Source organism: Halosimplex amylolyticum, from assembly GCF_051414035.1.
Taxonomy (GTDB): Archaea; Halobacteriota; Halobacteria; order Halobacteriales; family Haloarculaceae; genus Halosimplex; species Halosimplex amylolyticum.
In genome coordinates this window covers 1,302,685-1,328,388 of the sequence record NZ_JBLKNW010000001.1, presented here as the reverse complement: position 1 = coordinate 1,328,388, position 25,704 = coordinate 1,302,685, and the positions used below count along the sequence as shown (strand labels likewise).

Annotated in this window: 21 protein-coding genes; 10 read left to right on the top strand and 11 right to left on the bottom strand. The window is 67.1% G+C overall.

Going from position 1 to position 25,704, the window contains the following annotated elements; translation table 11 throughout:
* Window positions 1–320 precede the first annotated feature (320 nt).
* Window positions 321–1,307 carry an LLM class flavin-dependent oxidoreductase gene (locus ACMGFE_RS06310; protein ID WP_436924226.1) on the bottom strand — a complete coding sequence of 329 codons (987 nt, stop codon included), beginning with the start codon at window positions 1,305–1,307 and terminating at the stop codon, window positions 321–323.
* Between the two features lie 78 nt (window positions 1,308–1,385).
* On the bottom strand, window positions 1,386–2,423 hold the full coding sequence (locus ACMGFE_RS06305; RefSeq protein WP_436924225.1) for an alpha/beta hydrolase family protein: 1,038 nt from the start codon (window positions 2,421–2,423) through the stop codon (window positions 1,386–1,388).
* A 172-nt stretch (window positions 2,424–2,595) separates the two neighbouring features.
* Between ACMGFE_RS06305 and ACMGFE_RS06300 the strand changes: the two genes are divergently transcribed.
* Both ACMGFE_RS06300 and ACMGFE_RS06295 read left to right on the top strand, forming a co-directional pair.
* The gene (locus ACMGFE_RS06300) at window positions 2,596–3,630 is read left to right on the top strand and encodes an SGNH/GDSL hydrolase family protein (RefSeq protein ID WP_436924224.1); all 1,035 of its coding nucleotides are present in this window, start codon (window positions 2,596–2,598) and stop codon (window positions 3,628–3,630) included.
* 57 nt (window positions 3,631–3,687) lie between these two features.
* A complete protein-coding gene (locus ACMGFE_RS06295; protein ID WP_436924223.1) occupies window positions 3,688–4,461 on the top strand; it encodes an IclR family transcriptional regulator in 774 nt (257 codons plus the stop codon).
* A gap of 36 nt (window positions 4,462–4,497) precedes the next feature.
* Here the strand turns inward: ACMGFE_RS06295 and ACMGFE_RS06290 are convergent, their stop codons facing one another.
* On the bottom strand, window positions 4,498–6,402 hold the full coding sequence (locus tag ACMGFE_RS06290; protein ID WP_436924222.1) for a DUF8034 domain-containing protein: 1,905 nt from the start codon (window positions 6,400–6,402) through the stop codon (window positions 4,498–4,500).
* Window positions 6,403–6,509: 107 nt separating this feature from the next.
* Here ACMGFE_RS06290 and dgoD point away from each other — a divergent pair, with 107 nt between their 5' ends.
* Both dgoD and ACMGFE_RS06280 read left to right on the top strand, forming a co-directional pair.
* Window positions 6,510–7,685 (top strand): galactonate dehydratase, encoded by a 1,176-nt coding sequence (dgoD, locus tag ACMGFE_RS06285; RefSeq protein ID WP_436924221.1) that lies wholly within the window; start codon window positions 6,510–6,512, stop codon window positions 7,683–7,685.
* Window positions 7,686–7,802: 117 nt separating this feature from the next.
* The gene (locus ACMGFE_RS06280) at window positions 7,803–8,927 is read left to right on the top strand and encodes an enolase C-terminal domain-like protein (RefSeq protein ID WP_436924220.1); all 1,125 of its coding nucleotides are present in this window, start codon (window positions 7,803–7,805) and stop codon (window positions 8,925–8,927) included.
* A 97-nt stretch (window positions 8,928–9,024) separates the two neighbouring features.
* On the opposite strand, the gene ACMGFE_RS06275 is transcribed toward ACMGFE_RS06280, so the two are convergent.
* The 3 genes from ACMGFE_RS06275 to ACMGFE_RS06265 form a co-directional block, all read right to left on the bottom strand.
* Window positions 9,025–11,181 (bottom strand): hypothetical protein, encoded by a 2,157-nt coding sequence (locus tag ACMGFE_RS06275; protein WP_436924219.1) that lies wholly within the window; start codon window positions 11,179–11,181, stop codon window positions 9,025–9,027.
* A 170-nt stretch (window positions 11,182–11,351) separates the two neighbouring features.
* Entirely contained in the window at window positions 11,352–12,071 is a 720-nt protein-coding gene (locus tag ACMGFE_RS06270; RefSeq protein ID WP_436924218.1) for a ThuA domain-containing protein, read from the bottom strand.
* Window positions 12,072–12,241: 170 nt separating this feature from the next.
* Window positions 12,242–12,547, bottom strand: coding sequence for a HalOD1 output domain-containing protein (locus ACMGFE_RS06265; protein ID WP_436924217.1), 306 nt, complete (start codon window positions 12,545–12,547; stop codon window positions 12,242–12,244).
* 719 nt (window positions 12,548–13,266) lie between these two features.
* Here ACMGFE_RS06265 and ACMGFE_RS06260 point away from each other — a divergent pair.
* Window positions 13,267–14,508 (top strand): mandelate racemase/muconate lactonizing enzyme family protein, encoded by a 1,242-nt coding sequence (locus ACMGFE_RS06260; RefSeq protein ID WP_436924216.1) that lies wholly within the window; start codon window positions 13,267–13,269, stop codon window positions 14,506–14,508.
* 157 nt (window positions 14,509–14,665) lie between these two features.
* On the opposite strand, the gene ACMGFE_RS06255 is transcribed toward ACMGFE_RS06260, so the two are convergent.
* Both ACMGFE_RS06255 and ACMGFE_RS06250 read right to left on the bottom strand, forming a co-directional pair.
* A complete protein-coding gene (locus tag ACMGFE_RS06255; RefSeq protein ID WP_436924215.1) occupies window positions 14,666–15,610 on the bottom strand; it encodes a dihydrodipicolinate synthase family protein in 945 nt (314 codons plus the stop codon).
* Window positions 15,611–15,657: 47 nt separating this feature from the next.
* Window positions 15,658–16,602 (bottom strand): dihydrodipicolinate synthase family protein, encoded by a 945-nt coding sequence (locus ACMGFE_RS06250; protein ID WP_436924214.1) that lies wholly within the window; start codon window positions 16,600–16,602, stop codon window positions 15,658–15,660.
* Window positions 16,603–16,786: 184 nt separating this feature from the next.
* Between ACMGFE_RS06250 and ACMGFE_RS06245 the strand changes: the two genes are divergently transcribed.
* The 4 genes from ACMGFE_RS06245 to ACMGFE_RS06230 all read left to right on the top strand — a co-directional run bounded on the left by ACMGFE_RS06245 (window position 16,787) and on the right by ACMGFE_RS06230 (window position 20,737).
* Entirely contained in the window at window positions 16,787–17,923 is a 1,137-nt protein-coding gene (locus tag ACMGFE_RS06245) for a mandelate racemase/muconate lactonizing enzyme family protein (protein ID WP_436924213.1), read from the top strand.
* Between the two features lie 78 nt (window positions 17,924–18,001).
* Window positions 18,002–19,228 (top strand): pectinesterase family protein, encoded by a 1,227-nt coding sequence (locus ACMGFE_RS06240; protein ID WP_436924212.1) that lies wholly within the window; start codon window positions 18,002–18,004, stop codon window positions 19,226–19,228.
* A 65-nt stretch (window positions 19,229–19,293) separates the two neighbouring features.
* Entirely contained in the window at window positions 19,294–20,133 is an 840-nt protein-coding gene (locus ACMGFE_RS06235; protein ID WP_436924211.1) for an NAD-dependent epimerase/dehydratase family protein, read from the top strand.
* Between the two features lie 340 nt (window positions 20,134–20,473).
* A complete protein-coding gene (locus ACMGFE_RS06230) occupies window positions 20,474–20,737 on the top strand; it encodes a hypothetical protein (RefSeq protein ID WP_436924210.1) in 264 nt (87 codons plus the stop codon).
* Window positions 20,738–20,755: 18 nt separating this feature from the next.
* On the opposite strand, the gene ACMGFE_RS06225 is transcribed toward ACMGFE_RS06230, so the two are convergent.
* Both ACMGFE_RS06225 and ACMGFE_RS06220 read right to left on the bottom strand, forming a co-directional pair.
* Complete coding sequence (locus tag ACMGFE_RS06225; protein ID WP_436924209.1) at window positions 20,756–21,190, bottom strand: PPC domain-containing DNA-binding protein; 435 nt, start codon at window positions 21,188–21,190, stop codon at window positions 20,756–20,758.
* Window positions 21,191–21,249: 59 nt separating this feature from the next.
* Window positions 21,250–22,305, bottom strand: a complete 1,056-nt coding sequence (locus ACMGFE_RS06220; protein ID WP_436924208.1) for a lactonase family protein — start codon at window positions 22,303–22,305, stop codon at window positions 21,250–21,252.
* 135 nt (window positions 22,306–22,440) lie between these two features.
* Here ACMGFE_RS06220 and ACMGFE_RS06215 point away from each other — a divergent pair, with 135 nt between their 5' ends.
* Window positions 22,441–23,331, top strand: a complete 891-nt coding sequence (locus tag ACMGFE_RS06215; protein WP_436924207.1) for a hypothetical protein — start codon at window positions 22,441–22,443, stop codon at window positions 23,329–23,331.
* Window positions 23,332–23,463: 132 nt separating this feature from the next.
* Here ACMGFE_RS06215 and ACMGFE_RS06210 read toward each other — a convergent pair whose 3' ends face one another.
* Window positions 23,464–25,704, bottom strand: a complete 2,241-nt coding sequence (locus ACMGFE_RS06210; RefSeq protein ID WP_436924206.1) for an ABC transporter ATP-binding protein — start codon at window positions 25,702–25,704, stop codon at window positions 23,464–23,466.

Sequence of the window (25,704 nt, the reverse complement as noted above, 5' to 3'; positions counted from 1 at the left end):
TCGAGACTGCGTAATTCAGCATACCAAGACCCCTCTGCCTCATTCTGTCCGAGTTTGGTTGGTCGTCTCCCGCGACGGAAGTTCGGTCCAGATTCGCGAAGGATCTCCGCGGGACGCATAAATTATGGATAGTAGTGGTCCTTGGACCCTAATTACCGGAAACACGATGTCGGTGTGTGCTTCGTGGCCCCGATTCCGGTAAATGCCTAACTTTTGGATCGTGTTTCCAGTCATTACAATATTCTTATGTATAAGACGAGGTCCGACAGAGAGAGCGGCGTCGCGGTGCCGTAGCCGCTGTGTTCGAGCAGTTCGATTCGTCAGTTGAACTCGGGGATGACTTCGTCGCCGAAGAGGCGGATCTGGTCTTCGACGAGGTCTTTGGGCATGCCGGAGTGGTGGAATCGCAGGGCGAGCTGGTTTAGTTCGAAGCGCTCTTGCATGGCTTCGATCTGCTCGACGATCTGCTCGGGCGTGCCGTAGATGAAGCGGTCGTCGGCCAGTTCCTCGAAGTCCTCGACCGAGTCGGCGTTCATCAGCGGGTGGGAGAACTCGCCACCGTACTCGTCGACGTAGGTGGTGTGGAGGTACTCCTTGCGCTCCATGACTTCTTCTTCAGTTTCGGCGATGACCGCCTCGCGCATCAGCGGGTGGTCCATCGACTCCCAGTCCTGGTCGGTCTCCTCGACGTGCTCGCGCTGCTGGTTCTTGCGGTCCTCGACGATGCCGAGGTCCGCGACGACGCCCGGGACCCAGGCGTCGGAGAACTGCACGGAGCGACGAATCTGCTTGGGCCCCCACCCGCCGATCCACAGCGAGGGGCGCGGCTCCTGGATCGTCTTGGGGAGCGGTTGCCAGTCTTCGACCTCGAAGAACGGACACTCGTAGCTGATAGGCTCTTCCGACGAGAGGAACTCGTCGATGAACTGGATGCCCTCGATCATCCGGCCGGCGCGCTCGTCCATCGGCACGCCGAAGGCCTCGAACTCCTCTTCGACGTACCCGAGGCCGACCCCCAGGGTCAGGCGACCGCCGGAGATGTTGTCGAGCATCGCCGCGCGCTGGGCGACGTGCAGCGGGTGGTACAGCGGCAGGATCAGCACCGACGTCACTAATTCCAGTTCTTCGGTGCCCTGAGCGATGCTCGTCAGTCGCGTCAGCGGCGACGGCCAGTAGTTGTCGCCCTCGGTGGCCTGGTGGTCGTTGACCCAGCAGGTTTCGAAACCGACGTCCTCGGCGACCTGGCACTGCTCGACGACACCCTCCCAGGTGTCACCGCCCTCTATCGGGAAAATACCGAATTTCATCGTGGTTCGATCGCTTCTGGGGTTGGCCCCTACATACTTCTTACGAGAGGTCGGCGCGCGCGGGCCGAGCGTCGGCACTCAGAGGTGCTGGGACACGAAGGGCCAGACGCCGTCGGCGTAGTAGCGGTGCCCTTCCGGACCGACGACGAGTTCGCACCGGTCCAGCGCGCCAGCGGCCTCGTAGATCTCCGTCAGACGGTCGAAGGCGCGGAAGACGCCGTCGACGGGGAAGATGTCGTCCTCGCGCCCGGCGACGGCGACGAACGGCCGCGGCGCGACGAGGCCGGCGACGTCCCACATCTCCCCGAGTCCGAGCACGCCGGGGAGGTAGTTACACTCGCAGTGGTCGACCGACGCGATGGAGTCCTCGAACGTGCAGAAGTACGACGACGGCGCGGCGACGTCGATGCGGTCGTCGATCGCCGCCGCGAACAGGGTGACGGCCCCGCCGCCCGAATGGCCGGTGAGCCCGATCCGGCCGTCGTCCAGGTCGTCACGGTCCTCGACGAAGTCGATCAGGCGAGTCACGTCCCAGACGCGGTCGCCGACGAGCGAGCGACCGAACAGTTGCGCGTGTAACTGCATGGTGTGACAGGTGCGGTAGCCGCGCTCCTCGTCGGCGGGGTTGGTCAGCTCGCCCATGCCACGCATGTCCGGGGCGAGCGCCGCGTATCCCCGTTCGACCGCCTGGACGGCGATGTCACGCTCGTCCGCTTCGATCTGTCGCCACTGCTCGTCGGTCTCGGCGCGGCCGACCGCGAGTTCTTTCGCACCATCACCGTGGCCGTGAGCGACGATGACGGTGGGATACGGCGGGTCGGGGTCGTCGGGCAAGAGGAGGTAAAAGGGGAGTCGCAATCCGGTCTCGGTCTGTATCGTCCACCGCTGGCGCTCGTAGCCGTCGAGCGACTCGCTGTCGGTCCGGGCCGGCGCGAGCGACGGGACGCCGGCGTCCGCAATCACGTCCTGGCCCAGGACCGACCGAAGGTCCTCCCGGAACGCCGCCTGCCAGGAGCGGAGCGCGTCGCCGGACTCCCCGTCGTAGGCGTGCCGGCGCTCGTGATCGCGGAAGAGCCGCGCCGTCCACGCGTCCGGGTCGAACTGCGGGTCGTCCATCGTGTCTCCCCGTGGTACGGGAAGCGAGATAAAACCCGCTCTCCGCCGGCGGATCCGTTTCGGACCTCGACGCGCCGTCGGTCCCGATTCGGTCGCGACGACGACCCTCCGTCCCTCCGGCTGGTTCCGCCGAAGTCCGTACATTAAAGCAGCCGGGAACCCGGGTCGAACTATGCACGTAGACGGGATGCAGTTCCACAACGTGGGCGAGCTCCGCCCGGCCGAGGACGGCGACGGACGGTTGATCCAGCGCGTCCCCGAGACGGTCAGAGACGGCCTCAACGAGGGCGCCCAGTCGCGGATGCGCCACCCGGCCGGCGTCGAGCTCCGGTTCGTTCCCGACGACGGCGAGGCAGTGGAACTCACGCTCTCGATCCGTCCAGGCGGAAGCGCCGACACCGGGACCGTGCGCGTGTTCTGGGGGCCGATCCAGGGCTACGACGAGTTCGAGATCGGTCCCGAGCCCACCACGGTGTCGGTCTCGATGCCCGAGAAGCTGACACGGCTGAAGGAATCCGCGGTCGAGGACCTGGCGTTCGACCCGCGCGTCTGCCGCGTCTGTCTCCCGGGCGAACACCGCGGCGGGTACACGCTGTACCACGGTGCGTCGGGCGAGCGCCGCCCGCCGACCGAGGACGAACTCCCCGACCGCCGGTATCTCGCGTACGGCACGTCGATCACCGAGGGAGAGGCGCCCCTGGGCGAACACCTGACGTACGTGAGCCAGACCGCCCGCCGACTCGACGCGGACCTGATCAACCTGGGTTCGTGCGGCACCGCCTACTGCGACGAGGCGATGGCCGACCACATCGCGGACCGGGACGACTGGGACGTGGCCACCCTGTCGCTCTCGGTGAACATGGTCGGGACGTTCTCCGCCGAGACGTTCCGCGAGCGCGCCGAGCACTTCGTCGACACCGTCGCGAGCGCTCACCCGGAAAAGCCCGTCGCTTGCATCACCATCTTCCGGAGCTCCTACGACGTGGTCGAGGGCCACGGGGAGGCAGACGAATGCGAACGATTTCGTGAGGAACTCCGCGAGGTCGTCGCCGAGTCGCCTCACGACAACGTCCACCTCCTCGAAGGCCCCGAGTTGCTCCCCGCTATCGACGGCCTCACGACCGACCTCGTCCACCCCGGCGACGGCGCCATGACGACGATGGCGGAGCACCTGGCCGACGAGCTTCACCCCCTGCTTGCGAACTGATCACGCAGTTCCCCAGAGGCGAACAGTTTAAGTCCCTCCTGGTTCCTATGTGAGAGTATGGCAAATGCGGCGCGCGGCGACCGGGGACGCACCATCCGTTCGGTGGAGATAGCGTTCAACATCATCGACGTTCTCCAGGAGAAGGGTGGAGCGGGTGTGACGGAACTGGCCGAGGAACTCGACCACTCGAAGAGCACGATCCACAGTCACCTGCGGACGCTCGAAGACCGCGAGATTCTCGTCCGCGAAGGCGACGGCTACCGCCTGAGCCTCCGCATCCTCGACATGGCGACCCACGTCCGGGACCAGGTGGGCAACTACGACGTGATCCGTAGCGAGGTCGACACGCTGGCCGAAGAGACCGGCGAGATCGCCCAGTTCGGGATCGAGGAGCACGGCAAGGTCTCCTATCTCTACAAGACGACCGGCGAGCGCGGCGTCGAGACAGCCTCGCGCGTCGGCACCCAGCAGCCGATGTACTCCACGTCGCTCGGCAAGACGATCCTCGCGTACCTCCCCGAGGACCGCACCGAGGAGATCGTCCAGGCGCAGGCCTACGAGGCGCTGACGCCGATGACGATCACGAGCGCCGAAGAGCTCTACGAGGATCTGGAGGCCATCCGCGAGCGGGGCTACGGCATCGACGACGAGGAGAACTTCGAGGGCCTGCGCTGCGTGGCCGCACCGGTCAAAAACGAGGAGACCGTCCTGGGCGCCGTGAGCATCACTGGCCCCTCCAGCCGGTTCACCGTCGACCGCATCCACGACGAACTCTCGGACCAGGTCCAGCGGGCCGCCAACGTCATCGAACTCAACACGAAGTTCGCGTAGCGACGGAAACGACTCTTTCTCGCGCCGTTCGCCGGTTCAGTCCCAGGGGAACGCGTAACTGGGGTCGTCGACGAACCGATCCATCCCGGCCGACAGCGACACGCGCGTCCCGCTCGGCAGCGAGACGCGGAGCGCGTCCGATCCCGATCCGTCGCGGTCGCTGCTCACGTCCACCGGCTCGCCGTCTGACTCGATCCCGGTGAACGCGTGCTCGCCGTAGGCGCCGGCCTGGGTGATGACCTCGCGGTCCCGGCTCCCGCCGTTGACGAGCGTCAGGTCGAGACCATCCGAGTCGATCCTTTCGACGAGCGCGCTGACGCCCTCGGGGAGCCCGGGCCGCTCGCGCTCGGGGTCGAAGTGGCGGACCTGCGCCATCACCATCCCGCCGTAGTAGACGGGCTGGGGGGCGCCCATCGTGAGGTTGAGCAGGCCGCGGTGGAAGACGGGGTTGCGGTCGCGGAGGTAGTCCTCGTTGAGCACGTCGGGTTCGCGGCCCTCCTCGCGCATCACGTCGAGCAGTTCCTGAGCGTGGGTCCGGTTGGCCTTCAGGACGCGCTCGGGGAACTCGGGGAACTCCCCCTCCAGGTAGGCGAGCCAGGGCCACTCGTTACCGGCGCCGTGTTTCGAGGAGGGGCGCATGTCGACCTGTTTCCACTCGCGGGACCCCCAGTCGCGCAGCCGCTCGACGCGCTCGCGGTCGGCCTCGTCCAGGGACATGTACCAGAGGTGGAAGAGGTACGGGTCGTCGCGGTGGGACTTGAACTCGTACCAGCCGTCGCGCCACGTGATCTCGCCGTCGTCCTCGCGCAGTCCCGACCCGTTGTAGTGATAGTCGCCCTCGCCGCCGTACTTGTGCGGGACGTAGAGCGTGTCGCCCCGCTCGATCCCGTTGTCGATCAGGGTGTCGAGCTGCTGGCGGTGGAAGTCGAGATGGTCGCGGTCGCCCGTCAGGAGGGTCGCGTTCTCGGCCGCGGTGGTCGTCCCGACGCCGACGTAGTGCCAGCCGCCCCACGACCAGCCGTACATGCCGCCGTACCACTCGCCGTTCGTGTACTCGCCGATCTCGCCGGAGAGCCCGACGTTGTCGGGGATGATCCCGTCGTTTCGCTCGACGCGGTCGCGCCAGGCGTCGAGGTACTCCGTGACCCACTCCCGGTAGTCCTCGTCGCCGGTGTGGAGGTACGCGTTGGTCATCAAGCTGGAGATGGCGAGGTTCAGCGGGACGTCGCCCTTCGAACACCGCTCGTCGTAGATCTCGAAGAGGCGCTCCTCGTTGTCGGGATCCAGAAGCTCGGTCGCGTTGTCGAACTCCAGGTCCCGCCAGGGGAGGCCGTGGCTCGCCCAGCGGTAGTCGGCACCGTACCCGCCGAAGGTCGACTGGGCGCCGAACGCCGAGAGGTCGCTGTACTCCGGCCCCGCGCTGCCGGTCATCGGCGCGCGGACGAGGCGCTCGTCGGGATCGTAGTTGTCCAGGTCGGAGTCCCCGAGGTACATGTCGGCGAACTTCGTCGCGCGCTCGCGGACGACGTCGTCGTCCGGCGCCGCCAGGCCCATGTTGTAGGTGTAGAGGTTGCCCTCGCCGAGGTGGAACCAGTCGCGGCACTGCTCGAACTCGTCGACGACCATCGGGTGGCCGTGGGGCGTGTCCGTCCGCTCGAACCGGTTTAGCGCGCCCTCGTAGGCGTCTCGGGCGTGTTCGAGGAGGGACTCGTCGCCACCCATGGCGTAGACGAGCGGCCAGTTGTAAAAGCCCTCGACGACGTCGTCGTATCCGTCGACGCCGACGTGGTCCTCGGGCGGCCAGAACGGTTCGCCGTCGTCGTCGAGGTAGTCCGCGACGAACTCGTCGACCGCGCTCTCGAACAGGTCGAACAGCGCTCGCTGGCGCATCGCCCAGTCCGGTGGGTCGGCGACCGAGCGACGCGCCGCTAGCTCGAACATACCGGAGTCACGGTCCCACGCGGTGATGAACATTTGGGTCGTGGCGGGCTGGACCGGTTGTGCTGGCGCCCGAAGATTCACCACCTCCCCGGGAGAGAGTCAGGCCGATGCGTGTCACCGACTACGAGCTGTACGAAGTGCCGCCGCGCTGGCAGTTCCTGAAACTGGAGACCAGCGACGGATCCGTCGGCTGGGGCGAACCGTACGCCAAGTGGCACTACCAGGGCGAGGCGCCCTCGGCGACGCCCGCGGCGGTCGACCAGATGATGGAGAAGTACGTCCTCGGCGAGGATCCGCGGCGCATCGAGGACCACTGGCAAGCGATGTACCGGAGCAGCTTCTACCGCGGCGGACCGATACACATGAGCGCCATCGCCGGCATCGACCAGGCGCTGTGGGACCTGAAGGGCAAGCGCTTCGGCGCGCCGGTGTACGAACTGCTCGGCGGGCCTGCTCGCGACCGCGTCCGCGCCTATCAGCACGTCTCGGTCCCCGGTGTCGACGAGGCCGACGACCCCGCGGCGGCCGCGGGGCGCGAGGCCGAGGAACACGTCGCCGACGGCTTCCGGGCGCTGAAGCTCGTCCCGACACCGGGTCTCGAACTCGTCGACTCGCCGGCGAGCGTCGACGCGGCGAGCGAGATCGTCGGGGCTGTCCGCGAGGCTGTCGGTCCCGAGGTCGACGTCGCGGTCGACTTCCACGGCCGCGCCTCGAAGACGATGGCCCGCCAGCTCGCCGCCGCGCTCGAACCGCACGATCCGATGTTCGTCGAGGAGCCCGTCACGCCCGAACACGACCACGCGCTCCCCCGGATCGCCGAGTCGACGCGGCTCCCCATCGCGACCGGCGAGCGCCTCTACACCCGGTCGGACTTCCGCCCGCTCTTCGAGGCCGACGCCGTCGACGTCGTCCAGCCGGACGTCTCGAACGCCGGCGGCATCACCGAGACGAAGAAGATCGCCGACATGGCCGAGACCTACGACGTGTCCATCGCGCCCCACTGCCCGATGGGACCACTCTGTACTGCCGCCTCGCTGCAGATCGACGCCGCTGTCCCGAACGCGCTCGTCCAGGAGCAGGTCCTCCACAAGGTCGAGGGGGCGTTCCGATACGTCGACAACCCCGGAATGTTCGACGTGGTCGACGGCTTCATCGACGTCCCCGAGGGACCCGGCCTCGGCGTCGAGATCGACGAGGCTGCGGTCGAGGAGTGGGACGGTCGCGACCTCTCGTTCACGCGACCCCTGGGCCGGCGGGCCGACGGGAGCGTCGGCGAACGCTGACTACCGGGGGCCGAATGCCGAGGCAGTCGGCGAATGCGCACTCCAGTCCCTCCGCCTGGCCGCGATTCCGGCGACCCGCCCGAGCGTTTATTGCACTGTGCTCTCAACCCTCACGGAATGCGCGTCACCGACGTCGAGACGATCAGGTTCACCTACGAGTCACACAGGACGGCGGACGAGAAGGGCCACGGCCACCCCGGCGAACCGCACGAGGCGACGAAGACGCTCACGAAGATTGCCGTCGAGGGCGGCCCGGACGGCTACTGTTTCGGTGGGTCCGAAGACGCGAACGACATCGCCGCCGACTACCTCGTCGGGGAGAATCCGCTCCACCGCGAGCCGCTATGGAACCAGCTCCTCCGCACTCAGCGGCTCAACAAGGGGACGCTCGACACGGCATCGCTCGCGGCGATCGACTGCGCGCTGTACGACGTCGCGGGGAAAGCCGCGGACGTACCCGTCTACGAACTGCTCGGCGGCGGCCGCGAGGAAGTGCCCGTCTACGCGAGCACGATGGTCGGCGACGACGACCCGGACGGCCTCGGGACGGTCGAGGCGTACGTCGACTTCGCCGAGGATCTGGTCGACCGGGGGTTCCCCGCGATCAAGTTCCACTCGTGGATGCCGCCGTACGACGCCGACCCCGACCGCGTCGTCGAACTCTGTCGCGCCGTCCGCGAGGCCGTCGGCCCGGAGATCGACCTGATGCTCGATTCGCACCACTACTACACCCGGACGGAAGCCAAACGGATCGGCGACGCGCTCGGCGACCTGGACTTTCGCTGGTTCGAGGAGCCGATGGACGAGTACTCGATGTCCGCCTACGAGTGGCTGTCCGCGGAGGTCGACGTGCCGATCATGGGCCCCGAGACGGCCGAGGGGAAACACAGGACCCGCGCGGAGTGGGCGAAACACGGCGTCGCTGATATCGGCCGCGTCGGCGTGTTCGACGTCGGCGGCATCACGCCGGCGCGGAAGGTGGCGGCGCTGTACGAGTCGTTCTACATGGAGTGTGAACCCCACGGCGACAGCGTCCCGGAACTGCACCACCTCTGCTCGATGGCCACGCCGGGGACCTACTTCGAACACGGGCTGCTCCACCCGAAGTACGACTTCGAGGCCCACTCGCGACCGTGGTTGCGGAACTACCCCGTCCCCGAAGACGGCGTCATCGAGGTGCCCGACGAACCGGGGCTGGGCTACGACATCGACTGGGACCTGATCGAGTCCAATCGGGTCTGATTGCGGGTGGGAAGAACGACGGAAACGGTTCGCCGCTCGGTGACCGTACCGGGCGGGAGCGGTTCGTCTCACCGACCGAGGCGACCCCGAGTCCGAATCAGGGCGGACTCGCGTTCGGGTCCTCCACGGACAGCGCCCACTGGTCGATCCAGTCGCGCAGGCCGCTACTGGGTACGTTCAGCGAGTGCGTGTTCTCGGGGAGCTGCGGATAGCCGCCGACCTCCTCGTGGTCGGCGATCCAGTAGTCGTACGGCGAGTCGGTGTAGTCGTCGCCGGCCCGGTTCTGGATCTCCGAGACGATGCGCGAGTCGTTGCTGGTGCGGTCGGCCGGTCGCGCGCCGGCGTAGTTCAGGTTGTGACTCTCCACGTCGCCGGAGGCCATCGCCGAGAGTCCACTGGGCCACAGTGGCCGCGAGGACAGCTCCGAGGTCCCCCCGGTCAGCGGTGTCGAACTCGGATCCGTCACGTTGTCCTCGAGGTAGGCGTTCCCGTCCTCGATTGCAGTGTCCTCGAGGTCCTGCGGAATGTAGACGTTCCCGACGATGGACGCCTCGGTGTCGCCGTCCATGTTCGTCGCCTCGTTGAAGAAGTACATGACGTTGTTCGCCAAGGTCGACCGGGTCCCTCCCTTGAGCCGCGGGACCCGGCCGCGGGTCTTCGCCCAGACGTTGCCCAGGAGTGCGACGTTGTCGGCGCCGTCGCCGACGAGCGTCGCGTAGTTGTGGTCCGAGCCGTCGCCGTAGGGGTCGTACAGCCCCTCGTAGACGAGGCAGTTCGAGAGCGTGGTGTCTGTCGTGTCGTAGCCGACGGACATGCACTCGTCGACGCCCCACGACGCGGTACAGTGGTCGAAGATGTTGTTCGACGTGCCGTCGGCGCTGTTGAACGAGTCGTTGCCCTGGATGTTGCCGCTGTCGCCCGGGCCGACCCGCGAGCGGATGTGCTGGACGACGCAGTCGTTCGCGTTCACCTGGAACAGTCCCTGGGTGAGCGTGATGCCGGGCGATGGCGCGGTCTGGCCGGCGATCCAGCACTGGTCGGCGGTGACTTCGAGCTCGTTCCCGCCGAGATCGATCGTCCCGGAGGTCTCGAAGACGACCAGCCGGTGGCTGCTCCCCTGGACGGCGTCTTCGAGGGCGCTGCGGGTCGCCTCCGTGACGCGGTGGACCGTAACGCTGTCGTCGAACCAGTCCGGACTCGCGAACCCGTCCGACAGGTCGAAGTACGCCCCGTCGCCGGACGTGCCGCCGTTGCCGCCGTCGCTCGACGTGGCGAACGAATTCGTCGACCCGACGGCGGCGTCGCCGTCGCTCGCGTCCGCGACCGCCCGGAACTCGTGGTCGGTGTCCGCCGACAGCCCGGAGACCGTCTGGCTGTACGAACTCGTCGACGAGAGCGACTGACTCCCCGTTGCGGTCCACGAACTGGCGCCCGACTCCCGCCACTCGAAGTACGCGTCCACCGACGACGCGCCGCCGAGGTCGTCCAGGCTCCCGCTGAGCGTCGCCGACGAGGTGCCGACGCTGGACGCAGAACCGGTCGAGACGACCGGATCCGTGTCGCCGCCGCCACCGCCCCCGCCGCTGTCGGTAGAGACGCTGCCGCCGACCTCGACGCTCCCGATGTCCTGATTGCTCCCGGGCGACAGGCCCGAGAGGTTCGAGAACTCGGCGGTCGTGAGCGTCCCCTCGTTGTGGCTACAGACGGCGAGACCGACGTACGCGCTCCCCGCGAAGTCGATCTCTCCGGGCGAGATGTCGGCGATCAGCGTCCAGTTCGACCCGTCCGTCGAGCCGTAGGCCTCGATCGTGTCGCCCGAGCGGACGAGCCGTTGCCAGGTCGCCGACATCGTCCCGCCGGAGACTTCCGCTTCACCGGTCCCCCCCGACGTCGTGCTCTCGGCGTCGTTGCCGTCGTCCGAGCGCCACTGGAACGACGTCTCGTTGCCCGGCGTCTTGCGGATCATCGCGTGCTCGGCGTCGTCGTTCAGCGTCTGCCTGACCATCAGCCCGGCGCGCGCCCAGTCGTCCGTGTCTTCGAGACTGTCGACCCGGACAGTGACGTCGAAGTCGCCGTCGACTTCGGTGTAGTAGTAGTGGAACTCGTCGCGGGCGTTCCAGATGTCGTAGCCCGCTCCTTCCATCGTGATCGTCGTCGCAGCCGAGACGGCGTCGGCCGCGTAGTTCGATGCCAGTACCCCCGTCGTTCCGAGCCCGACGGCCCGGAGGAACGTACGCCTGTCGTGGTGTGTCATCGGTGCCACCAACGTACTCCACAAATGGATGTATGATAAACATTTTCTAGATATAATAACATAATATGTAATCCAAAAATGGTTGCCAGTCGGCTACCATCGAACGAACTCGTCGCTACTCGGGTCGATCGGGCGACGAAAAACGCGATAACTGCAGAGCGAACCGCCGACTACTCGGGGGATTCGGCGGGCTCGACTTCGCCCCAGACGGCCTCGCTGCCCTCGGTCGGTGCGGCCCACTCGACGGCGTTGGCGATCACCTGCTGGACCTCCTCCTGATAGAGGATGGGGTACTCCTCGTGACCGGGACGGAAGGCGAAGATCCGGCCACGACCGCGTCGGTAGCAGACCCCCGATCGGAACACCTCGCCGCCCTCGAACCACGAGATGAACACCGTGCGGTCGGGTTCGGGGATGTCGTACGGTTCGCCGTACATCTCGGTCGACGGGATCTCGAAGGATTCGGGGAGTCCGTCGGCGATGGGGTGGCCGGGGTCGGCGACCCAGACGCGTTCGGTCTCGCCGCCGTGGCGGTACTTGATGTTACAGGTGGTGCCCATCAGCCGCTTGAACGGCTTGGAGTTCTTCCCGGAGTGCAGCGGCACGAAGCCCATCCCCTCGTGGACGGCGTCGACGACGCGGTCGGCGACCTCGTCGCTGACCTCGCCGTTTGCGCAGTGGGACCACCAGACGAGGACGTCAGTCTCGTCGAGCACCTCCGCTGTGAGGCCGTGTTCCGGGTCCTGTAGCGTCGCCGTCCGCGTCTCGAACCCGCGTTCGGCGAGTGCGTCCGCGACGGCACCGTGGATACCGTCGGGGTACCGCTCGGCTACCTCCGGCTCTTCCTGTTCGTGAACGTTCTCGTTCCACACGGTGACCTGAAGCGTCATTACGCCCATCTGCTCCGGCGAACGGAATAAGTCCTTCCGTCACGTCTGTCGGCAGCCGGCCCAGTCTGCGGCCCGTCCCGATTCGGAGCCAGTCCCATCAGTCGACGGTCCCGTCTACGGCACGTCCCGGCGTCGACCCGTCACCGAGGCAACCCGGTACAGGGAAAAACTCACTCGGCCAGCGGTTCGTCGGTCCGTGGGAGCGACGCCCCGGCCGACCCGCTCAACGTCGGTGCCCAGGGCTCGTCAGTGTCGAGGAGTACGCGCCGGTCGGAGGTGATCGTCACTTCGTGGCCGGCGTACGGAAACGTGAACCGCGTGGGCGCGGGCTGTCGGCCGCTCGGGTCGAACAGCGCGTTGAGCGCGTCCGGATCGACCGCGTCCGACAGCGGCGGGAGTTCGAACGTGTCGGTCCGGTCCGCGGCCGCGACGGCTTCGAGTATCGACAGCACGATGGTGGGATTTTCTTCGGACACGTCCGTGAGGATTCCCCTGGAAAATAAAGCCCTATTCGCGAGTTGCTTGCGATCACGTCCGTATATGCTTCACCCACGTCCCGGATCCGTGCCGACCGCGCACGACAGGCTAGCGGTCGGTCCACCCTCCGCCCTTCGAACCCGCGGAAACTGCTCGGACCGCGGATTCCCCAGCCGCGAACAATTACGTTTGTAGGGCTGTAATAGCAGGCTCGGTTTTCCGGGATTTTCCGCCCGAGAACAGGGACACGGACCGATCGCTCTCTTTGAAAACGCCCCTCTCTCGGCGATCGTGGCCTGTATGCGCCAGATTCGCCACTCCCGAACGATGACATTCGTCCAGCAACCGTCTCGCACAACGACACAATATCCGGTCGGTCCGGAGAATACCTGTGACGGACCCCGTCTCCGGCCGCACGAGACAGGTGTCGGGACCATCGAGTAACAGGGCCCGTTGTACGCGCAGTGATTCGACCGCCCAGGGACGGTTTCTGACCCCATCTATGTTCCCTTGTCGGGAACAATTTGGGGCCGCTGTGAACGGCATCCGGCACACACAACCGCTCTCTGTATCGAAAACTCCGATCACAGGGCGAAAGTGGCCAGATACCAGTCGGATACGTACGCTCGGTCGAGGCAGAGCCGTTCCCGCAGAGAGAACAGATGGGCGCCTCGACGGTCTCCCATGATTTAAGCGGTCCCGGGCGAGTGGTTTTCTCATGGACATCGCAGCCATCGACAGCTACGCGCTCTCCTCCCCGATCGAGCCGCCGCAGGATCGCGGGTTCCACGGCGGGACCCGACGGTTACTGAAACGTGACGTGGTACTCGTCGTCGTCGAGACGACCGACGGCAGGCGGGGGTTCGCGACGGCCGGCGCGAGCAGTTCCGCGATGACCGAGTACTTCGAGGGCGAATCGCAGGGCACGTTCGCGGACATCGTAACGGGGCCCGTCGCCGACGCGCTCGAAGGCGAGCACATCGACGAGATCACCGACGCCCACGACCTGATACGTGGGTCAGACGTCCCCGCTGGCGACGTGACCGAGGCGATCTCGGCGATCGACGTCGCGCTGTACGACCTCCGCGGGAAGGAACACGGCGTCCCGATCTACGAGCTGTTGGCCGAGGAGTACGACACCGACCCGACGCTCGACCTCCCGCTGTACGCGAGTGCCGGCATGTACATGGAGCCCGAGGGGTTCGCCGAACAGGCCGAAGTGATCGAGGACCTGGGCTTTTTCGGGTACAAGTACCGGCCGGGGATCGGTCCGGACGGCGACCGGCGAACCGTCGACTTGCTCGCCGAGACCCTCGACGAGACGGAGTTCATGCTCGACACCCACACGTGGTGGAAACTCGGCGAGGCCTACGGCCGTGACACGGTTCGCGAACTCGTCGAGTACGCGGGCGAGCAGGGCGCCTACTGGGTCGAGGAACCGGTCGAACCGGACGACTACCAGGGGTACATCGACCTCGCCGAGACGGGGACGCCGCTGGCCGGCGGCGAGAGCGAGGAGTCCCCCCAGGGGCTCGTGGAACTCGGCGAGACGGGCGCCGTCTCCTTCCTCCAGGGCGACGTGCGCCACCACGAGGGGTTCACAGGCTGTCGCGACGCGGTGGAGTTCTGCCGCGGGCGCGACGTGGAGTTCGTCCCGCACAACTTCGGCACCTGGATCGGCCTCGCCGCGAACGCCCACCTCGTCGCTGCCGGGCCCGAGGTCCGCCTCCTCGAGTATCCGGTCTTCGAGAACGACCCCGCCCTCGACGCGGGTACCGTCGCGGGAATGTACCCCTTCGAACTCGCGTTCGACATCCTCGAAGGAGAACCCGACGTTCAGAACGGTGTCCTCTCCGTGCCGGAGGGTCCGGGCCTCGGCGTCGAAGTCGACCTGGACGTGATCGAGGAGTATCCCTTCGTCGAGGGGCCCTGGACCGAGTTCCACTACGACGAGGAGTGAACGGCGACGGCCGTCGAGTGGGACGCGAGGAGATTTCACGGCGACCCGCGGCTGCAGACGGGGCGATTTTGCTACGGAGCGGCGTTCGGAGAACGGAGAGCAGAGAGAAACCCGCGTGTTTCTCAGCGGCAGCGACGCGAGCGCACGGGCCACAGATTCATTCGATGAGGCGGTTGATATCGTCGTCGAGCTGGTCGTAGAGTTCTGCGGCGTAGTCCTTCTGGTCGTCGGTGAGCGGTCGGATCGGTTCTCGGACGTTGCCGTCACCGCCGTGGAGCCCCGCGAGTTCCAGCCCCTGCTTGACGGCGGCGACGCTCGACGCCCCGGGGAGCGTGTTGTTCTGGCCGGTTTCGTCGCGAAACTCCTGGTACGGCAGACAGATGTTGCGCAGTTCGCGGGCGCGCTCCCAGTTTTCGTGTTCGAGCGCGTCGAACAGCGCGAGGCCGACTTCCGGACGGAAGTTGCTGACCCCGGCGGAGAAGCCTTCGACGCCCTCGGCCCAGAAGGAGACGGCGTAGGGTTCGGCGAGGCCGTCGACCCAGACGACGTCGTCGGTGCCGGCGGCGATGCCCGCGCCGAGTTTCACCGGGTCTTCCAGGGCGTATTTGATGCCGATGACGCCGTCGACGCGAGTGAGGCCGGCGAGGTAGTCCACCGACGGGTCGAACCCGCGAACGTAGGGGACGAGCGGTCGGTCGCTGGCGGCGTCGAGCTCTCGATAGTAGTCCAGAAGCCCCCGTTCGTGGAGGTACGTGTGGTCCGGAGGCATGATCATCATCGCGTCCACCCCGTGACGGTCGTACGCCTGGACGAGTTCGGTGGCGTCCGCAGTACTGCCGCCGACGCCGCCGAGCACGCAGGCGTCGTCGGGGAGCGCCTCGACGCTCGCCTTCGCGATGGAGATCCGTTCGTCCTGGGAGAGCGAGTGATATTCGCTGATATTCGCAGTCGCCAGAAACGTCCGTATTCCCTCGTCGTAGAGCGCCTGCGCGTTGTCGGCGAGTTTGTCGTATTCGATTTCCAGGGAGTCGTCGAAGGGTGTCAGGAGACCGACAGCCACCCCTCTGAGACGCTCCCGTATCTGGCCGTCTGACAAACGCATGGTGTGTAGATCTGTGTCGTCTCTTATAAACCCATCGTCTACCCCGGTCAATCCGACACGTCCGGTGAGCGCGAGGGCGTCCAGGTTTGCAGGCGCTCGTAGTGCGATTCGAGCCGTTCGCGGTCGGTCGCACCGAGGTCGGCGAGTGGCGGTCGGACGCTGCCGCCGGTGTACCCGGCGAGGTCGAGGCCGTGTTTGACTACCGGCACGTTGTTCCCGTTCGGGAGTGCGCTGCCCTCACCGGGTTCGTCCCGGAGGTCTTCGAGGGGGCGAAGCGCCCGCTGGATCCGACGGGCGCGGTCCCACTGGCCCTTCTCGACGGCCTCGAACAGCGCCAGCGTCACCCGCGGGACGAAGTTCCCGACGCCCGTCGTGTACCCCGACGCCCCCTCGATGGCGAAGGGGATCGCGTAGCGCTCGGCGATCCCGTTGATCCACGTCACCTCGCCGTCGGCGTCCTCGACCGTCTGGGCGAACTCCCGGACGTCCGCCACCGCGAACTTCACGGCGACCACCTCCTCCAGTTCCGTCAGGTCGACGAGTACGTCCCGGGTGATCTCCGGCCCCCGCTTGTAGACGACCACTCCGAGATCCGTCCCGTCGCAGATCGCCTCGTAGTACGAACGCAGCCCGCGCTCGTGAACGTAGGTGTGGTCCGGGTGCATCACCATCACGGCGTCGGCGCCGGCCTCACGGTAGCGCGCCGCGAGGTCGAGGACCTCCCGTTCGTTACCGGCGGCCCCGGCCGCGACGGTCGCCTCGTCGCCGGTCGCCTCGACGTGTGTCTCGACGACGGCGGCGCGTTCCTCGTCCGTCAGTGCGTAGTACTCGCCGGTGTTCCCGCAGGGGACGAACAGCCGTGCGCCGGCTTCGTATACCCCTGCGACGTTCTCGGCCAGTGCTCCGTGGTCGACCTCCCCCTCGCGGTCGAACGGCACTGGCGTGGTAAACGCGACGGTCTCGAAGCTACTTCGGAGTCTCCCTCCGTCCATGTCTCTTCCTTCGCCCAGCACGCTCTTAAACGTTGACTGGATTCCCGTCACGCGATTCTCGCGGGCGCGACCCGAGTACGTCGGCATCTTCGGTCCGTCCGTTCGGCCCTCGGCCGGGCGTCCGCCCTCCGGGTCCCCGTCGCCCAGCACAAGCTATATGCGCCGGCGGGTATCGCACTGAGACATGGAGATAACCGACCTCGACGTCTACGGACTCTCGCACAGGTTACCCGACGGCGAGGGCCTCGGCGACGCGCGCGGCTTCGGCCACGACCGAGCGACGACGCTCCTGCGCCTGGAGACCGACGACGGTACCGTCGGCTGGGGCGAGGCGTTCGTCCCCGGACCGATCGTCGAAGCGACCGTCGACGAACTGTTCCGCGACGAGGTCGTCGGGATGGACCCCTTCGATTCGGCGTCCCTCGCGACCCGGTCGTACACCGACCCGTACCACTTCGGCGGGAGCGTGTTCGTCCAGAGCGTCGTCAGCGCCGTCGACGTGGCCTGCTGGGACATCCGCGGCAAGGCCGTCGGCCGGCCGGTCCATCGCCTGTTCGGCGGGACCGAGTGTGAGGAGTTGCTGCCCTACGCCTCGACGATGTACTACACGGAACGCGACCGCCCCATCGCGGAGCCGATCCGCGAGGCTGTCAGCGAGGGCTTCGAGGCGGCGAAGATCAAGATCGGTGCCGACCCGGAGACCGACGTCGAGCGCGTCCGTACTGCCCGGGAGATCCTCGGCGACGACGCTCGACTGATGGTCGACATGAACGGTAACTACCGCCCCGACCAGGCGATCCGGTCGATCCGGGGAATTGAGGAGTACGACATCACGTGGGTCGAGGAGCCGGTACCGCCGGAGAACCTCTCGGGCTACCGCGAACTGAAACAGCGGACGGACGTGCCGCTGGCGGCGGGCGAGGCCCACTACGGCCGCTTCGAGTTCAAGCGGCTGATCGACGACCGCCTCGTCGACGTGGTCCAGCCGAACCTCGCCCGCTGCGGCGGCCTCTCGGAGGCCCGCCGCATCGCGGACCTCGCGTCGACGGAGAACGTCGCCGTCCGGCCGCACATCTGGAACAGTGCCGTCGGTCTCGCCGCGGCGGTCCAGTTCGCCGCCAGCGTCGGCGACTATCCCCACACCCGCAACGTCCCCGATCCCATGATGGTCGAGTTCGACCGCAGTCCCAATCCCCTGCGCGACGACATCCTGGAGACGGCGTTCGACCCGAGCGGCGGCCGCCTGTCCGTCCCGCAGGAGCCCGGCCTGGGGATCACCGTCGACGAGGACGCGATCGACCGGTACAGCGGATCTGAATAGACGTTCGCCGATACTGGACGGCCGGTAGAGCGGTCGAAGTACAGCAGGTTTTTGTGTCGGTTCGCCAACTATGCGGGTATGTCCGACGAGCGCGATAGCGACGACCAGCGTCGGGGCTCGGACCGTCCATCCCGGCGACAGTTGCTGGCCACGACGGGGACCGCGGTCCTGGGATCGATCGCCGGCTGTAGCGGCGACGATGGCGACCCCGGATCCTCCGATCCCGAGACGCCGACCGACACGGCCGCGCCGACGCCGACCGCGACGGCCACCGCGACCGACACGCCGACCGCGACGGACACGCCGTCGCCGTCGCCGACGGAGACCCAGAGCGTGGAAGAACTGATCGCGAAGTACGGCTGTCCCGAGGACAGCGGCGAGTACGACGCCGTCGTCGCGAAAGACGGCTCGGGCGACTTCGAGTCCGTCCAGGCGGCCATCGACGCGATCGACCCGGGGACCTTCGACGGGTTCCGCGTCTTCATCGAGCCCGGGCGGTACAAGGAGAAGATCCGTCTGCCGCCCAACCGCACGGACGTGACCTTCGTCGGCGAGAACGCGACCGAGACGGTGCTCACCTACGACGACCACGCGGACAAGACCGGCGACAACGGCGAGGAGCTCGGCACCTCCCAGTCGTCGAGCTTCTTCGCCGACGGACTGGACTTCACCGCGCGGAACATCACCTTCGAGAACGCCGCGCCGGACGTGGCCCAGGCCGTCGCCATGCGGATCAGCGGCGACCGCGCCTTCTTCGACAACTGCCGGTTCGTCGGCAACCAGGACACCCTCTACAACTACGGCCGGGGCACTCGCCAGTACTTCCGGAACTGCTACGTCGAGGGCGACGTCGACTTCATCTTCGGGCTGGCGACCGCCGTCTTCGACAACTGCAAGATCAACTGCAAGGACGAGGGGTACATCGCGGCCCCCGCCACGCCCGAGAAACAGGATCACGGCTACGTCTTCCGGAACTGCGAGATCACCGGCGACGCGCCAGAGCAGTCGGTGTACCTCGGCCGGCCCTGGGAACCGTACGGCCAGGCCGTCTTCGTGAACTGCTACCTCGGCGACGTAATCCGGCCCCGGGGCTGGGAGCCCTGGGACGAGCCAGAACACGACGACAAGACGAAGACGGCGTTCCTTGCCGAGTACAACAACGAGGGGCCGGGAGCGGCGCCCGACCAGCGCGTCGACTGGGCGCACCAGCTCAGCGACGCCGAGGCCGAGGAGTACCAGTCGCTGGAGAGCGTCTTCGACGGCTGGGCGATCGAAGCGTGCCTCTCCGAGAGCGGGAGCGCGTAGGGACGGCGTCGGAACAGCGATGCGGGATCCGACATTTTCATAGGGGGACGAACCCGGTATCAGGTATGGACGTTCTGGTTACCGGCGCGTACGGACGCTGCGGGACGGCGCTGATCGACCACCTGCACGACGACGACGCCTACGACTTCACGTACTACAACCGGTCGGACAGACCGGACGACCACCCCTACGGCGGCTACGACACCATCGTCGGTAACGTCACCGACCGCGAGAAGCTCCGGGCGGCCTCCGAGGGCCGCGACGCGATGGTCCACATGGCCGCCTACCCCTACACGGACGGCGACTGGACCGACGTGCTCGAACCGAACATCGTGGGGGCGTACAACGCCCTCGAAGCCGCCCGCGAGGAGGAGCTAGAGACCTTCGTCTTCCTCTCGACCAACCACGTAGTGGGGAAGTACGAAATCGAACACGCGCCGGAGCTGTACACCCGCGACTACAGCCTCCTCGTCGACCACACGGACCCAGTCCGGCCGGACTCGTACTACGGCGCCTCCAAGAGCTTCGGCGAGGACCTGGCCCGCTACTACGTCGAGGAGTTCGAGTACCCCAAGCACGTCTACTCGCTGCGCGTCGGGACCGTCAACATGCCCGAGTACGACCACCCCTACGGCAACGCCGAGTCCGGCGTCGACGACGGCGACTTCGAGCGCGGGAGTCCGGAGTACGAACGCGCGGTCGCGCGGATGAAGTGCACCTGGCAGTCCCGCCGGGACTTCGCGCATCAGGTTGAGTGCTGTCTCGAAGACGACAACGTGGAGTACGGCACCTTCTACGGCGTCAGCGACAATCAGCGCCGGTGGTTCGACCTCGAACACGCGCGGTCGCTGATCGACTACAACCCGCAGGACGACGGCGACGAGTGGGACGCGCCGCCCGCCTGAACGCGGACCGCACGACGAGTCGAGCCGCTGCTGTCTTCTGAAACGACGAAGAGAGATGCCTCGCGAACGGGACCAGTCGCCGAGTCATGGCAGGGTGGAACTGCGAGCCCGGAAGTGGTCCCGTCGGCGATCGCAGACAGCAGGTCTGACAGTGGATTTGCGGAGTGGTTTCGGGGGATCGGTCGAATGTCGGTGCGTTGTCCCGCGTGGGGTTCGGGACAGATACCGCTTGGGAAGTCGAATATATATGCTTTCTCCTTCATATACGATTACAGATACGTCCGGCGCGAGCGCGGTCCGACCCAAACCGATTTATACGAGTGTACCGCAAATACCGGTAATGGCGACCAGCAACAACGCGAGCGGCGCGAACAGGCTCACGGCGCGAGCGACGTCGGAACTCAGGGACTCGGTACTGGTGCGAGTCGCGACGATGGGCGTCGCACTGATCTTCCTCGCGGTCGCGATCGAGGCCGCGATCCAGTCGGGATTCCTGGTACGAGGAATCTCGGGCGTCTGGGCGACTATCTTCCTGCTCTGGGGGGTCGCCCTCACGACGGCCGGGACGCTCGGGCGAACGCTGATCTGGTGGCGCCGCCGATAACGACGACCGCGTCAGTCGCTACCGTTCGGTGAGCTGCGAGACGTTGTGTTTTCCGGGTTCCCGCGTCAGCGAGAGTCCCTCGAACTTCCGGATCGTGAACTCCCCGAGGACGTTCACCTCACAGCCTTCCTCCAGGTGACCGCCCACGGTCCGCTCGCCGTTGAACGCGGTGACGTGGAGGTGGGGTTCGCCGTCTGCGATGGCGCCGCCGACGTTCGTGACCTCCCAGGACCCCTCCAGTTCGAGGGCGACGTTCCGGTCCGCCTGGTCCTCCGGGAGGTCCGTCCGGTCGACGTAGTGGATGTTGAGGTTGCTGAACGTGCCGATGCCCGACACCACAGCGCCGGTGTCGACGTCGTGTTCGTCGCAGGCCGCCGCTATCGACTCGAGTGCCATATCGCCGCGGTCGAGACGGACGACGACGTGCCCGTCCGCTGATTCGAAGGTTTCCATACACCGTATCGGTCGGCCGCACGGAGAATAAATCTGCCCCTACCGGGACCGACGGGGAGTCACGCTAGTCGAACGAACGCGAGGCAGGTCGGCTTCGGCACGGCGCGGCGGGCGCGTTCGTCGAGTCCACCGTCGTCCGCGACGGCGAACGTGACGACGGTGAAGTCGTCGCGGTTCTCGGCGAGCAGGAAGCGACCGGACGGGTCGAGCGCGAAGTCCCGGGGGTTCGCCCCGCCGGTCGGAGTGTGCCCCAGCGGGGAGAGCGTCCCGTCGTCGCCGACCGCGAACCCGGCGATGCTCCGGTGGCCGCGATTGGAGACGTACACCCGGCCGACCGGGTGGACGTGGACGTCGGACGGCGAGTTGTCCGCTGGCGAGACGTCGTCTGGGGTCGTGTTCGCCGTTCCGACGGGACTCAGCGCACCCGACTCGGCGTCGCGGGCGAGCGTCGTCACCGTCGAGTCCAGCTCCCCGACGAGATAACCGTACGCGCCCTCCGGACCGAACGCGAGGTGGCGCGGCCCCGTCCCCGGTGGGAGCGCCGCGCTCGCCTGCTCGACAGGGCGGAGGCGGTCCGCGGCGGCGTCGATCCGGTACGCTTCGACGCGATCCGTCCCGAGGTCCGGGACGTAGAGGAACTCGCCGTCGGGACCGGGAACGGCGGCGTGAGGGTGGGCTTGTGCCTGTCGGTCGGGATTCGCGCCGCTGCCCTCGTGGGTAACGACGTCGCAGGCGGGGCCGAGTCCGCCGTCGTCGCTCAGGGGATACATCGCCGCGGTCCCGCCCCCGTAGTTCGCCACGAACGCGTACCGACCGGTCGGGTCCACGCTCACGTAACACGGGCCGACGCCCTCGCTGGACCTGTCGACGATGCGGCGCAGCGACCCGTCGGACCGGTCGACGGAACACTCGCTCACCACGCCGCCGTCGGTGCGATTCGCGACGTAGACCGTGTCGCCGTCGGGGTGCACGGCGAGGTACATCGGGTGCTCGACGGACGTCGACGAGGTTTCGGACAGCGTCCCGTCTGCCGCGTCGAACGCGTACGCGTGGACGCCGGCGTCGTCGCCACCGGCCGTCGAACAGACGAGCGCCAGGTGCTCCGGGTCGGTCATCGGCCCCAACTTCGCCCGGTGTCACCTTCATTCGACCGGTCGTCGGCTCGCTGGCACAGCGGCGAGCGAAGCAGCGAACGCCGCCAGCGGGACGGTCACCGAAACACCCTTACTGTGAGACCGAAACACAGAGATATGAATCGCCGCGCGTTTCTCGCGACAGCAGCCGCAGTGACGGCCGGGTGCGGCCAGACGGACAGTTCGGCCACCGACACCCCCTCCTCCGAGACCGATCCAGCGAGCGGGACGCAGTCTGGCGACGACCCGACACCCACGGACACGCCGACGGCGACCGAGACGGCCGCACCCGCGTCCGTCGCGGTCACCGACGTGTCCGTCCCCTCGACGATCGAGATCGGGACCGCTGGGACGCTCTCGGTGACGCTGGAGAACTCCGGCGGGCAGTCGGGGTCGTTCACCTCGGCCGTCGAAGCGAAGGTCGGCACGAGCGAGTGGGCCGCGACCGAGGCGAGCGTCGAGGCGACCGTTCCGGCCGGCGAAACGGTCACCGAGACAGTCGACCTCCCGCCCAGCGACTACGTCGAGCCCTCGTCGTACCGACTCGCGGACGCCGACCCCGTCGCTCGGACGCGGTTCGTCGCCAGGGAACTCCCGCTCGGGGAGCGATACCTCCTCCCCAACGGCGTCGCGCTGTCGTTCCACGACGTCGAGTTCGGGGAGACCTACACCTACGAGGGGGAGGACGGCGAGAAGACGATCGAGCCGACCGACGGCGACAAGTGGGCCGTCGGCACGGTCCGCGCCGAGAACACGACCGACGAGCCGGCCAGAGCGCCGCTCGTCTCCGACATCGGCTTCTTCCGCGGCGAAGAGGAGTACTCCTTCCAGCACATCTCGGACAACCGCGACCGGTATCGCGGCGGGGAACTCGACGCCGGGGCCGTCGACGAGGGTGACCTGCCCGCGAACGTTCCCGTCGATTCCGAGCGGGCGGACCTCAGAGTCGAGTACAGCGAACGGCTCGACGAAGGACAGATCACGATCTACTGGACGCTCGCCGAGTGACGGGGTAACACGGGAGTAGCGGTCTTCGCTGGCGGTTTTCTCGACGGATTACGTCGAACAGGATCTGCGTCGTCGAACGCGTCGGACGGCGCGGAACGCGCAGAAAAGTTGCGAGCCCGCGAACGGGGCCGGTCAGTCGTCGGACGGCGCGGCGCCGGCGGAGCCGTCCGCGCCGGTTCCGAACTCGTCCGCGTCCTCGTCGACGATGGACTCGCTCTGCCAGTACTCGTGGTCCTCGACCATCCGGAAACAGCGGCCGCGGTGGAACGCGTTGTCCGTGTCGGCGGCGTACGACTCGGGCGTCTGCTCGGCGCACACCTCGCGGGCCTCCGGACAGCGGGTGTGGTACCGGCAGCCGCTCGGCGGGTTCGTCGGGTCCGGAATGTCGATCTCGCGGATCGGCGACTCCTCCGCACGCTCTTCCTCGGGATCGAGTTCCGGCGTCGCCCAGCGGAGCGCCTGCGTGTAGGGGTGCTGGGGGTTGTTGATGACCTGCTCCGGCGGCCCGATCTCCACCAGCTCGCCGAGGTAGAGGACGCCGATGCGGCCGCCGGTCCGCTCGGCGATGTACCGGGCGTTCGCGAGGTCGTGGGAGATGAACAGGTACGACGTGTCGAACATGTCCTGCAGTTCGATCAGGAGGTCCATCATCTCCACGCGCAGGCTCACGTCGAGCGCGCTGACCGGCTCGTCGGCCAGGATGACCTCGGGGTTCATCAGCATCGCGCGGATGAGCGCGACGCGCTGCTGTTCCCCGCCGGAGAGCTGGTGGGGGTACCGCTCGTAGTAGTCCTCCGGGGGCGTCATCCCGACGTGTTCGAGCATGCTCATGACGCGCTGGCGGCGGTCGTTCCCGTCGAGGTCCTTGTGCCAGCGCTTGAGCGGCGCTTCGAGGATCTTGCTGTTGCGGCGATGGGGATTGAGCGCGCTCCCCGGGTCCTGGTGGACGATCTGGAGCGACCTGCGGATCTCGCTCCAGGAGACCGAGCCGTCACCTCCGCCGTCACGGACGTCCCAGATGTCGTTGCCGCGGTAGTTCACGCTCCCGCCGGTCGGCCGCTGGAGGCCGACGGCGGTCTTGCCGAGCGTCGTCTTTCCGCAGCCGGACTCGCCGACCAGCACGACCACGTCGTTCTCGTAGATGTCCAGCGAGATGCCGTCGACGGCCTTGACCGCCGGCGGGTCCGAGAAGAAGTCCATGAAGCCTGCCTCTTTCTCGAAGTGGACCTCGACGTCGTCCATGGAGAGGACGGGGTCTTCGTCCCCGCGGTCTGTCGTCGCTCTCGTCGTTCGCTTCTTCGTCCCGTCCTCGGCGAGAGCCGCCGTGTCCGAGTCCTCCGTCATCGGGATCTCCTCGGCGGAGTGCTCCCAGTGGTGACAGTGAACGAACCGGCCCTCGCCCGCGTCGTACGGGCCGGGATCGACGTCGATGCACTCCTCGTCGGCCAGCGGGCAACGCGGGTGGAACGAACAGCCCTCCGGGACGTTCACCGGGTCCGGGGCGGACCCCTCGACAGGGCGCATGTTCTCGATGGGCGATTCGAGGTTCGGCGTCGACTTCAGCAGCATGCGCGTGTAGGGGTGCGCGGCGTCTTCGAGGATCTCGTCGGTCGGCCCGAGTTCGACGAACTCGAAGGCGTAGAGGACGCCGACGCGGTCAGCGATGTCGGCGACCAGCGGCAGGTCGTGCGTGATGAAGACGATGGTGAGGTCGTAGCGCGTCTTGAGGTTCTCCAGCAGGGAGATGATCGACCGCTGCATGAGCAGGTCCAGCGCGGCGGTCGGCTCGTCCATCACGAGCACTTCCGGTTCGAGGACGAGCGAGAGCGCGATCAGCGCGCGCTGTTTCATCCCGCCGGAGAGCTCGTGCGGATACGAGTCGAGCACCCGTTCGGCGTCGAGGTACAGGTCGGCGAGCAGCTGGCGCGCCCGCTCCATGCCCTCGTTCACGTCGTAGTCGTGGGCCTCCAGCGTCTCGACGAAGTGCGTCTCGATGTCCCGGACGGGGTTGAACGAACTCATCGCGCCCTGGAACACCATCGACACCTCCTCCCAGCGGTACTGCTTCCGCTCCTGCTTGCTCAGTTCGAGGACGTCGATCGACTCGCCGTCGCCGGGGTTGTAGGTGATGTTCCCGTCGAGGTAGCCCGGGTCGACGACCGCGTCGAGCAGGGCCGAGGCAAACATCGACTTGCCCGACCCCGACTCGCCGACGACGCCGAGCACTTCGTTGCGCTCGATGTCCATGTCGACGTTGTCGAGGACGCGCGATTCGCCCCGCTCCATGTCGAACGAGACCGTCGTGTCCCGCATCTGGAGGATCGGGTCGCTGTGCGCCACCGTCCGTTCGTAGTCTGTCTCCGAAACTGTCAT

Coding starts and splice junctions, on each gene's coding strand:
- ACMGFE_RS06215 (WP_436924207.1), top strand. CDS start 22,441: ATGAATCGCCGCGCGTTTCTCGCGACAGCAGCCGCAGTGACGGCCGGG.
- ACMGFE_RS06295 (WP_436924223.1), top strand. CDS start 3,688: ATGGCAAATGCGGCGCGCGGCGACCGGGGACGCACCATCCGTTCGGTG.
- ACMGFE_RS06250 (WP_436924214.1), bottom strand. CDS start 16,602: ATGGACGGAGGGAGACTCCGAAGTAGCTTCGAGACCGTCGCGTTTACC.
- ACMGFE_RS06230 (WP_436924210.1), top strand. CDS start 20,474: ATGGCGACCAGCAACAACGCGAGCGGCGCGAACAGGCTCACGGCGCGA.
- ACMGFE_RS06210 (WP_436924206.1), bottom strand. CDS start 25,704: ATGACAGTTTCGGAGACAGACTACGAACGGACGGTGGCGCACAGCGAC.
- ACMGFE_RS06225 (WP_436924209.1), bottom strand. CDS start 21,190: ATGGAAACCTTCGAATCAGCGGACGGGCACGTCGTCGTCCGTCTCGAC.
- ACMGFE_RS06280 (WP_436924220.1), top strand. CDS start 7,803: ATGCGCGTCACCGACGTCGAGACGATCAGGTTCACCTACGAGTCACAC.
- ACMGFE_RS06310 (WP_436924226.1), bottom strand. CDS start 1,307: ATGAAATTCGGTATTTTCCCGATAGAGGGCGGTGACACCTGGGAGGGT.
- ACMGFE_RS06290 (WP_436924222.1), bottom strand. CDS start 6,402: ATGTTCGAGCTAGCGGCGCGTCGCTCGGTCGCCGACCCACCGGACTGG.
- ACMGFE_RS06235 (WP_436924211.1), top strand. CDS start 19,294: ATGGACGTTCTGGTTACCGGCGCGTACGGACGCTGCGGGACGGCGCTG.
- ACMGFE_RS06275 (WP_436924219.1), bottom strand. CDS start 11,181: ATGACACACCACGACAGGCGTACGTTCCTCCGGGCCGTCGGGCTCGGA.
- ACMGFE_RS06220 (WP_436924208.1), bottom strand. CDS start 22,305: ATGACCGACCCGGAGCACCTGGCGCTCGTCTGTTCGACGGCCGGTGGC.
- dgoD (WP_436924221.1), top strand. CDS start 6,510: ATGCGTGTCACCGACTACGAGCTGTACGAAGTGCCGCCGCGCTGGCAG.
- ACMGFE_RS06245 (WP_436924213.1), top strand. CDS start 16,787: ATGGAGATAACCGACCTCGACGTCTACGGACTCTCGCACAGGTTACCC.
- ACMGFE_RS06240 (WP_436924212.1), top strand. CDS start 18,002: ATGTCCGACGAGCGCGATAGCGACGACCAGCGTCGGGGCTCGGACCGT.
- ACMGFE_RS06300 (WP_436924224.1), top strand. CDS start 2,596: ATGCACGTAGACGGGATGCAGTTCCACAACGTGGGCGAGCTCCGCCCG.
- ACMGFE_RS06255 (WP_436924215.1), bottom strand. CDS start 15,610: ATGCGTTTGTCAGACGGCCAGATACGGGAGCGTCTCAGAGGGGTGGCT.
- ACMGFE_RS06270 (WP_436924218.1), bottom strand. CDS start 12,071: ATGACGCTTCAGGTCACCGTGTGGAACGAGAACGTTCACGAACAGGAA.
- ACMGFE_RS06260 (WP_436924216.1), top strand. CDS start 13,267: ATGGACATCGCAGCCATCGACAGCTACGCGCTCTCCTCCCCGATCGAG.
- ACMGFE_RS06305 (WP_436924225.1), bottom strand. CDS start 2,423: ATGGACGACCCGCAGTTCGACCCGGACGCGTGGACGGCGCGGCTCTTC.